Consider the following 7,971-nt stretch of genomic DNA (forward strand, 5'->3'; position numbering starts at 1 on the left):
GGACGGGGCCGTGGCCGACGCGGCGCCGGCCGAGGGGGCGGCGGCCGGCGGCAACGGCGCCCCCGCGGTGGTCGCCGCGGTGGAGGCGGCCGCGCCGGCCGAGCCCGTCGAGCCCTTCCCGCCGCCTCCCTGCGCCAGCCAGACCGCGCCGAACACCAGCAGCACCGCCAACACCAGCGCCAGCGCCACCAGCAGCAACCGCCGCCGCGGCCACCGCCGTGCGGCGCCCAGCGTGGCGCTGCTGGTCCAGCTGGTCTCCTGCTCGACCGCTCCTGCCGCGGCCGGCGGCGTGGTCGGCGGCACGGCCGGCTGCGCCTCGGCGGCCGGCGCGGCGGCGGCCGCCCCGACCCGCACGGTGCTCAGCCCGGGCACGCCGGGCCGCTGCTTGCCGCCCTTGCCCGCCGGGGCCTTCGACAGCGCCTGGGCCTTCGCCAGCACCGAGGTCTTCGCGGGCGCCCCGGTCTTCGGGGGCCCCGGCTCGACCGGTGCCGGCACCTTCGCCTGGGTGGTCGACTCGGCGCGCGCGGTGGCGTCCGCCACCACCCGCTTGAGCATCGACCGGGTCTGCGAGGCGTCCAGCCGCTTGGCCGGGTCCTTCTCCAGCAGCCCCTGGATCACCGGCAGCAGCGGACCGGCGGACGCCGGCGGCGGCAGCTCCTCGGTCATCACGGCGGTGAGGGTGGCCAGCGCCGAGCCCCGGTCGTAGGGCGGCTTGCCCTCCAGCGCGGCGTACAGCGTGCCGCCCAGCGACCACAGGTCGGCCGGCGGGCCGGGCTTCTGCCCGCGGGCCCGCTCCGGGGATATGTACGAGGGCGCGCCGACCAGCATCCCGGTGGAGGTGACCGAGGTGTCCCCCTCCACGCTGGCGATGCCGAAGTCGGTGAGCACCACCCGTCCGTCCTCGCCGATCAGCACGTTGGACGGCTTCACGTCGCGGTGCAGGATCCCCTGGGCGTGCGCGGCACCGAGCACGCCGAGCAGCTCCAGGCCGATCTCGGCGGCCCGCACCGGGGTCACCGGGCCGTCCTCCTTGACCACCTCGGCCAGCGAGCGCCCGTCCACCAGCTCCATCACGATCCACGGCCGGTCGTCCTCCTCGACCACGTCGAAGACGGTGACGGCGGCGGTGTGCCGGATCCGGGCGGTGGCCTTGGCCTCGCGCAGGGTGCGGACGATCAGCCGGTGCCGCTCGTCCTCGTCCACCCCGCCGTGCATCCGCAGTTCCTTGACCGCGACGATCCGGCCGAGCATCTCGTCCTCGGCCTTCCAGACGGTCCCCATACCGCCGCTGCCGAGGACCGATTCGAGCCGGTAGCGGTCGGCCAGCACGCGTCCGGAGTTGCCCTGCGGCTGGGTCATTCGGGCGTTCCCCCATTTGCTGCTGCCGAGTCAGGTGACGGACCGTCGACCCGCGGCGCGAACGCGAGGACGGTCAAGCCTCCATCATCCCCTGTGCCCGGGGCCGCTGTTCACTCGACCCCGGAAAAAGCAGCGCAGCGGCCGTCCGGTACGGACGGCCGCTGCACGAACGATCCAGGTCAGCGGTGGCTGACCGTCACCTCGACCCGCTGGAACTCCTTGAGCTCGGAGTAGCCGGTGGTGGCCATCGCCCGGCGCAGCGCGCCGAACAGGTTCATCGTGCCGTCCGGCGTGTGCGACGGACCGGCCAGGATCTCCTCGGTGCTGCCCACGGTGCCCAGGTTGACCCGCTTGCCGCGCGGCAGCTCCTCGTGCACCGCCTCCATGCCCCAGTGGAAGCCCCGGCCCGGCGCGTCGGTGGCCCGGGCCAGCGCGGCACCGATCATCACCGCGTCGGCGCCGCAGGCCACCGCCTTGGCGATGTCGCCGCTGTAGCCCACGCCGCCGTCGGCGATCACGTGCACGTAGCGGCCGCCGGACTCGTCCATGTAGTCCCGGCGGGCGGCGGCCACGTCGGCCACCGCGGTGGCCATCGGGACCTGGATGCCCAGCACGTTGCGGGTGGTGTGCGCGGCGCCGCCGCCGAAGCCGACCAGCACGCCGGCCGCACCGGTGCGCATCAGGTGCAGCGCGGCGGTGTAGGTGGCGCAGCCGCCGACGATCACCGGCACGTCGAGCTCGTAGATGAACTGCTTGAGGTTGAGCGGCTCGGCGGCGCCGGAGACGTGCTCGGCGGAGACCGTGGTGCCGCGGATCACGAAGACGTCGACGCCGGCGTCGACGACCGCCTTGGAGAACTCGGCGGTGCGCTGCGGGGAGAGCGCGGCGGCGGTCACCACGCCGGACTCGCGCACCTCCTTGATCCGCCTGCCGATCAGCTCGGCCTGGATCGGGGCGGCGTAGATCTCCTGCAGCCGGCGGGTGGCGGACGCCTCGTCGGCGATGGCGGCGATCTCGTCCAGCAGCGGCTGCGGGTCCTCGTACCGGGTCCACAGGCCTTCGAGGTTGAGCACGCCCAGGCCGCCCAGCTTGCCGATCGCGATGGCCTGCGCGGGCGAGACCACGCTGTCCATCGGGGCCGCCAGGAACGGCAGCTCGAAGCGGTAGGCGTCGATCTGCCAGGCGATCGAGACCTCCTTCGGGTCCCGCGTCCGGCGGCTGGGTACGACGGCGATGTCGTCGAAGGAGTACGCCCGGCGCCCGCGCTTGCCTCGCCCGATCTCGATCTCAGTCACTTCGAGCCTCTCTGCTTGCTGCTCAACAACGCCCCCAGTATCCCGGACGGACGCGCGAAGGCCCGCCACCGGGGCGGTGGCGGGCCTTCGGTGCCGCGTCGGCTAGCGGCTGGTGTAGTTCGGCGCCTCGACGGTCATCTGGATGTCGTGCGGGTGGCTCTCCTTGAGACCCGCCGAGGTGATCCGGACGAACCGGCCCTTGCTCTCCATCTCCGCGATGGTGGCCGCGCCCACGTAGCCCATGGTCTGGCGCAGGCCGCCGACCAGCTGGTGCAGCACCGCGGACAGCGGGCCGCGGAACGGCACCTGGCCCTCGATGCCCTCCGGCACCAGCTTGTCGTCCGAGGCCACCTCCGCCTGGAAGTAGCGGTCCTTGGAGTAGGAGCGGCCCTGGCCGCGCGACTGCATCGCGCCCAGCGAGCCCATGCCGCGGTAGGACTTGAACTGCTTGCCGTTGATGAACTGCAGCTCGCCGGGCGACTCCTCGCAGCCGGCCAGCAGCGAGCCGAGCATCACGGTGTCGGCACCGGCGGCCAGCGCCTTGCCGATGTCGCCGGAGTACTGCAGGCCGCCGTCGCCGATGACCGGCACGCCGGCCGCCCGGCAGGCCAGCGCGGCCTCGTAGATCGCGGTCACCTGCGGCACGCCGATGCCGGCCACCACGCGGGTGGTGCAGATCGAGCCCGGGCCGACGCCGACCTTGACCCCGTCCACCCCGGCGTCGATCAGCGCCTGGGCGCCGTCCCGGGTGGCCACGTTGCCGCCGACCACGTCCACCTGCACCGCCGACTTGATCTTGGCGATCCAGTCCAGCGCGTTGTGGCTGTGGCCGTGCGAGGTGTCCACCACCAGGAAGTCCACGCCCGCCTCGACCAGGGCCTGGGCCCGGTCGAAGGCCTCGGCGCTGGCGCCGACCGCGGCACCGACCAGCAGCCGGCCCTCGGCGTCCTTGGCGGCGTTCGGGTACTTCTCGGCCTTGACGAAGTCCTTGACCGTGATCAGGCCCTTGATCCGGCCCTCGGCGTCGACCAGCGGGAGCTTCTCGATCTTGTGGCGGCGCAGCAGCCCGATCGCGTCCTCGCCGGAGATGCCCACCGTGCCGGTGATCAGCGGCATCGGGGTCATGATCTCGCGGACCAGGATCGAGCGGTTGGACTCGAAGGCCATGTCGCGGTTGGTGACGATGCCCAGCAGCTTGCCCTCGGGGTCGGCCACCGGCACGCCGCTGATCCGGAACTTGGCGCACAGCGCGTCGGCCTCGGCCAGCGTGGCGTCCGGACCGACCGTGATCGGGTCGGTCACCATGCCGGACTCGGAGCGCTTCACCAGGTCCACCTGGTTCGCCTGGTCCTCGATCGACAGGTTGCGGTGCAGCACGCCGACGCCGCCCTGACGGGCCATCGCGATGGCCATCCGGGACTCGGTGACCTTGTCCATCGCGGCGGACAGCAGCGGGATGTTGACCCGCACGTGGCGCGAGACCCGGGACGAGGTGTCCACGTGGTTCGGCAGCACGTGCGATTCCCCGGGCAGCAGCAGGACGTCGTCGTACGTGAGTCCGAGCATGGCGAACTTCTCGGGTACGCCTGCGGCGTTAAGAGACATGGTGGGGGGCTACCTTCCCGTGGCCGGCCGTGTCGTTCGGTACCGCGCCCGGTTGAGGGTCGGCGGGCGCGTCCACCGGCACAGGCCAGGTCTCCTGGACGAACATACGAGGTAACGCCGCTCGCCCCGGTCATTCTTTGGCGACCTGTCCAGGCGCCGATACCCCATCGTACTGGCTTCGCGAGTAAACACGTCGCGCCCCCTTGACAAGGGTGAGCCAGTACACATACCAACCGCGGCTAGGCCGACTCCTCGGCCAGCGCCCGGAGCCGGCTCAGCGCCCGGTGCTGGGCCACCCGGACCGCGCCGGGGGACATGCCGAGCATCTCGCCGGTCTCCTCGGCCGACAGCCCGGCCGCGATCCGCAGCAGCACCAGCTCGCGCTGACGGGCCGGCAGGTTCGAGAGCAGCTCGCGCATCCAGGCCGCGTCGCTGCTGAGCAGCGCCCGCTCCTCCGGGCCGAGCGCCTCGTCCACCACCTCGGGCAGGTCGTCCGGCGGGATCACCGTGGAGCCGGGCCCGCGCATCGCGGCCCGCTGCAGGTCGGCGATCTTGTGCGCGGCGATCGAGTAGACGAAGGCCTCGAACGGGCGCCCCTCGTCCCGGTAGCGCGGCAGGGCGCAGAGCACCGCGACGCACACCTCCTGCGCCACGTCGTCCACGTGGTGCCGGGCGCCGCCCGGCAGCCGCACCAGCCGACCGCGGCAGTACCGCAGCACCAGCGGGTGGACGTAGGCCAACAGTGCGTCAGTGGCCGGGCCCTCCCCCCGGACCGCGGCCGCCACCAGCTCCGCGACCAGCGGCGAGGTGCCGGGTACAGCACCGCTCGCCGTCCGACGGCCGCGGCCGGTGGGCCGCTCCTCGGACGGCGACGGCTCGCTCACTGGCGGCCGGCTCGCGCCGCTGTCGCCGGGCTCGTCCTCACGCATCGGTCCATGGTGCCTGGTCGAACCGGGAAACGCCGCACCGCGTCCGGAGTTGTGCACCGGACCGTTATCCGTCGCCACCGACCCACCCCCGCTCCCGCCGCCATCGCGCTCCACCCCTCCATGGTGCAGCCTCCACCGCCGAAGGGCCTATGCCACGGCCGTCGAAAACCCGGTGTCATGGTCGATCGGCGCTCCGGACCCGGCTCGCGGGCGGCTCCCCCGCTCGCTGCGCGCGCCCGCCGGCCGGGGCCGACAGGGGCGCGGGCGGCGCGCGGTGCCGCTCAGCGGACCAGGCCCCAGCGGAAGCCGAGGGCCACCGCGTGGGCCCGGTCGGAGGCGCCGAGCTTCTTGAACAGCCGCCGGGCGTGCGTCTTCACGGTGTCCTCGGACAGGAAGAGCTCGCGGCCGATCTCCGCGTTGCTGCGGCCGTGGCTCATCCCCTCCAGCACCTGGATCTCACGGGCCGTCAGGGTCGGCGCGGCGCCCATGTCCGGGCTGCGCAGCCGGCGCGGCGCCAGCCGCCAGGTCGGGTCGGCCAGCGCCTGGGTCACGGTGGCGCGCAGCTCGGCCCGGGAGGCGTCCTTGTGCAGGTAGCCGCGGGCACCGGCGGCCACCGCGAGGGCCACGCCGTCCAGGTCCTCGGCCACGGTGAGCATGATGATCCGGGCCCCGGGGTCGGCGGACAGCAGTCGGCGGACCGTCTCGACCCCGCCGAGACCGGGCATCCGGACGTCCATCAGGACGAGGTCGGAGCGGTCGGCCACCCAGCGGCGCAGGACCTCCTCGCCGTTGGTCGCCGTCGTCACCCGGTCGACACCCGGCACGGTCGCCACCGCACGGCGCAGCGCCTCCCGGGCGAGCGGTGAATCGTCGCAAACGAGAACGGAAGTCATGACCGTCCTCCGCAGCTGATCCGCGTCACGTTGAGCCTCCTGGCTGGTACGAACTCTCTCCGCACTTCCAACGACCGTCACTCGAATGAGTTACGGCCTTCAGGGCCATCTCCACCACTGTACGTGGCCGACCCATCACTGATCAGCCGCACCGCGGGGTGAACCCCGCTCTTTTGTGCTCGTCAGGCGCGTGGGACGCACCCCTCGCGCGCCGGAGCACGGCCGATCCACCGGCGCGCCGCCGGCGGTCCGACACACCGGGCCACCCGATTGCCACAGCCCGGATGACCGCTTTCATGCCCACTTCGTCCGTTTTTATAGCTTTTGTACGATCATTGACTGTTGTGTGAGTCTGTGGGTGACTTGTCCCGTAGGTCGCCGTAAGTCATATTTCCAGGTGTCCTTCCCGGCGCCTCGATGCCTCGCCGTACGGAAGCCTCATCGAAGGGAATGAACCATGGCCGATTTCTCCCGACTCCCCGGTCCCAACGCGGACCTGTGGGACTGGCAGCTCTCAGCAGCCTGCCGCGGTGTGGACAGTTCGCTCTTCTTCCATCCCGAGGGCGAGCGCGGCGCGGCGCGCAGCTCCCGCGAGCAGAGCGCCAAGGAGGTCTGCATGCGCTGCCCGGTACGCACCCAGTGCGCGGCCCACGCACTCGCGGTGCGCGAACCGTACGGCGTCTGGGGCGGGCTGACCGAGGACGAGCGCGAGGAACTGCAGGGCCGGGCCCGCAACCGGATGGTCGAGGTGCCGCTGACCGTCCGTCAGTAGGTGGCGAAACGTTCCTGCACCCGGCGGCCCGCCCGCCGCTCCCCCGTCCGCCGCAGACTCAGCGACCGGCCGCCGCGACCGAGGCGAGCCGGTCGAGCATGAGCGCCACCGCCGGCACCTCGGCCAGGTCCGGCAGGGTCAGCGCGACCACCTCGCGGCGGGCCGGCCCGCCGCCCGCGGCGTGCACCGGCACCGCCGCCACCGCGTCCCGGCGCACCGCCGCCAGCGCCAGCCCCGGCAGCACCGCCACCCCGAGCCCGGCCGCCACCAGGCCGACCACCGCCGGGTAGTCGTCGGTGGCGAAGTCGATCCGCGGCTCGAAGCCGGCGCCCGCGCAGAGCTCCACCAGGTGCCCGCGGCACTGCGGGCAGCCCGCGATCCACTGCTCGCCCGCCAGCTCGGCGAGCCGGACCGGGTGCTCCTCGTCCCGGTCGGCCAGCGGGTGCCCGGACGGCAGCAGGCCCACCAGCGGGTCGTCGAGCAGCGGCCGGACCACCAGGTCGGACCAGTCGGCGGCGGCCGCCGTCTCGGCCGCGGCCAGCACCGCCTGGGCCCGGGCCGCCCGGCCGACGCCGTGCCCCGGCGGCTGATGGGGCGTCTGGTCCGGGTAGCGGAAGGCCAGCGCGATCTCGCACTCGCCGCCGCGCAGCATCGCCAGCGACTCCGGCGGCTCGGCCTCCACCAGCGACACGCGGACCCCCGGATGGGCGCCCCGCAGCTGGGCGACGGCGGGCGGCACCAGGGTGGAACTCGCGGTCGGGAACGAGACCAGCCGCACCCGCCCCGCGCGCAGCCCGGCGATCGCCGCCACCTCCTGCTCGGCGGCGCTCAGCCCGGCCAGGATCCCCGAGGCGTGCTTGAGCAGCACCTCGCCCGCCTCGCTCAGCTGCACCCCGCGCCCCGACCGGACCACCAGCGGCAGCTCGATCGCCTTCTCCAGCGCCTTCATCTGCTGGCTCACCGCCGGCTGGGTGCAGCCCAGCTCGCGCGCGGCGGCCGAGAACGAACCGGTGCGCGCCACCGCCCGCAGGACCCGCAGATGCCGTGCCTCGATCATGCGCCCCAGGGTAGACGCCCCCCGGACGCCGACGGCCCGGCGCCGCCCCGCCGAAGCGGGG

The 7,971-nt window shown here is 73.5% G+C and carries 7 protein-coding genes; 1 reads left to right on the forward strand and 6 read right to left on the reverse strand.

The genetic code is table 11. The annotated features are described in order from the left end of the window. From ACFW1A_RS35525 to ACFW1A_RS35545, 5 genes are all read right to left on the reverse strand, one after another. On the reverse strand, positions 1–1,359 hold a 1,359-nt coding region (locus ACFW1A_RS35525; RefSeq protein WP_380416708.1), incomplete at its 3' end, for a serine/threonine-protein kinase. A 179-nt stretch (positions 1,360–1,538) separates the two neighbouring features. Continuing rightward, positions 1,539–2,654 (reverse strand): GuaB3 family IMP dehydrogenase-related protein, encoded by a 1,116-nt coding sequence (locus ACFW1A_RS35530; protein WP_380416710.1) that lies wholly within the window; start codon positions 2,652–2,654, stop codon positions 1,539–1,541. A 102-nt stretch (positions 2,655–2,756) separates the two neighbouring features. Further along, positions 2,757–4,259 carry an IMP dehydrogenase gene (gene guaB, locus ACFW1A_RS35535; RefSeq protein WP_380416712.1) on the reverse strand — a complete coding sequence of 501 codons (1,503 nt, stop codon included), beginning with the start codon at positions 4,257–4,259 and terminating at the stop codon, positions 2,757–2,759. Positions 4,260–4,498: 239 nt separating this feature from the next. Next, complete coding sequence (shbA, locus tag ACFW1A_RS35540) at positions 4,499–5,188, reverse strand: RNA polymerase sigma factor ShbA (RefSeq protein WP_380416714.1); 690 nt, start codon at positions 5,186–5,188, stop codon at positions 4,499–4,501. A 281-nt stretch (positions 5,189–5,469) separates the two neighbouring features. Continuing rightward, positions 5,470–6,081 (reverse strand): response regulator transcription factor, encoded by a 612-nt coding sequence (locus tag ACFW1A_RS35545; protein ID WP_014136228.1) that lies wholly within the window; start codon positions 6,079–6,081, stop codon positions 5,470–5,472. A gap of 457 nt (positions 6,082–6,538) precedes the next feature. On the opposite strand from ACFW1A_RS35545, the gene ACFW1A_RS35550 reads away from it, so the two are divergent. Then, positions 6,539–6,853, forward strand: coding sequence for a WhiB family transcriptional regulator (locus tag ACFW1A_RS35550; protein WP_380416716.1), 315 nt, complete (start codon positions 6,539–6,541; stop codon positions 6,851–6,853). A 58-nt stretch (positions 6,854–6,911) separates the two neighbouring features. Here the strand turns inward: ACFW1A_RS35550 and ACFW1A_RS35555 are convergent, their stop codons facing one another. After that, positions 6,912–7,910, reverse strand: coding sequence for a LysR substrate-binding domain-containing protein (locus ACFW1A_RS35555; RefSeq protein WP_380416719.1), 999 nt, complete (start codon positions 7,908–7,910; stop codon positions 6,912–6,914). Positions 7,911–7,971 lie beyond the last annotated feature (61 nt).

It is taken from the genome of Kitasatospora sp. NPDC058965, from assembly GCF_042741245.1.
Classification (GTDB): Bacteria; Actinomycetota; Actinomycetes; order Streptomycetales; family Streptomycetaceae; genus Kitasatospora.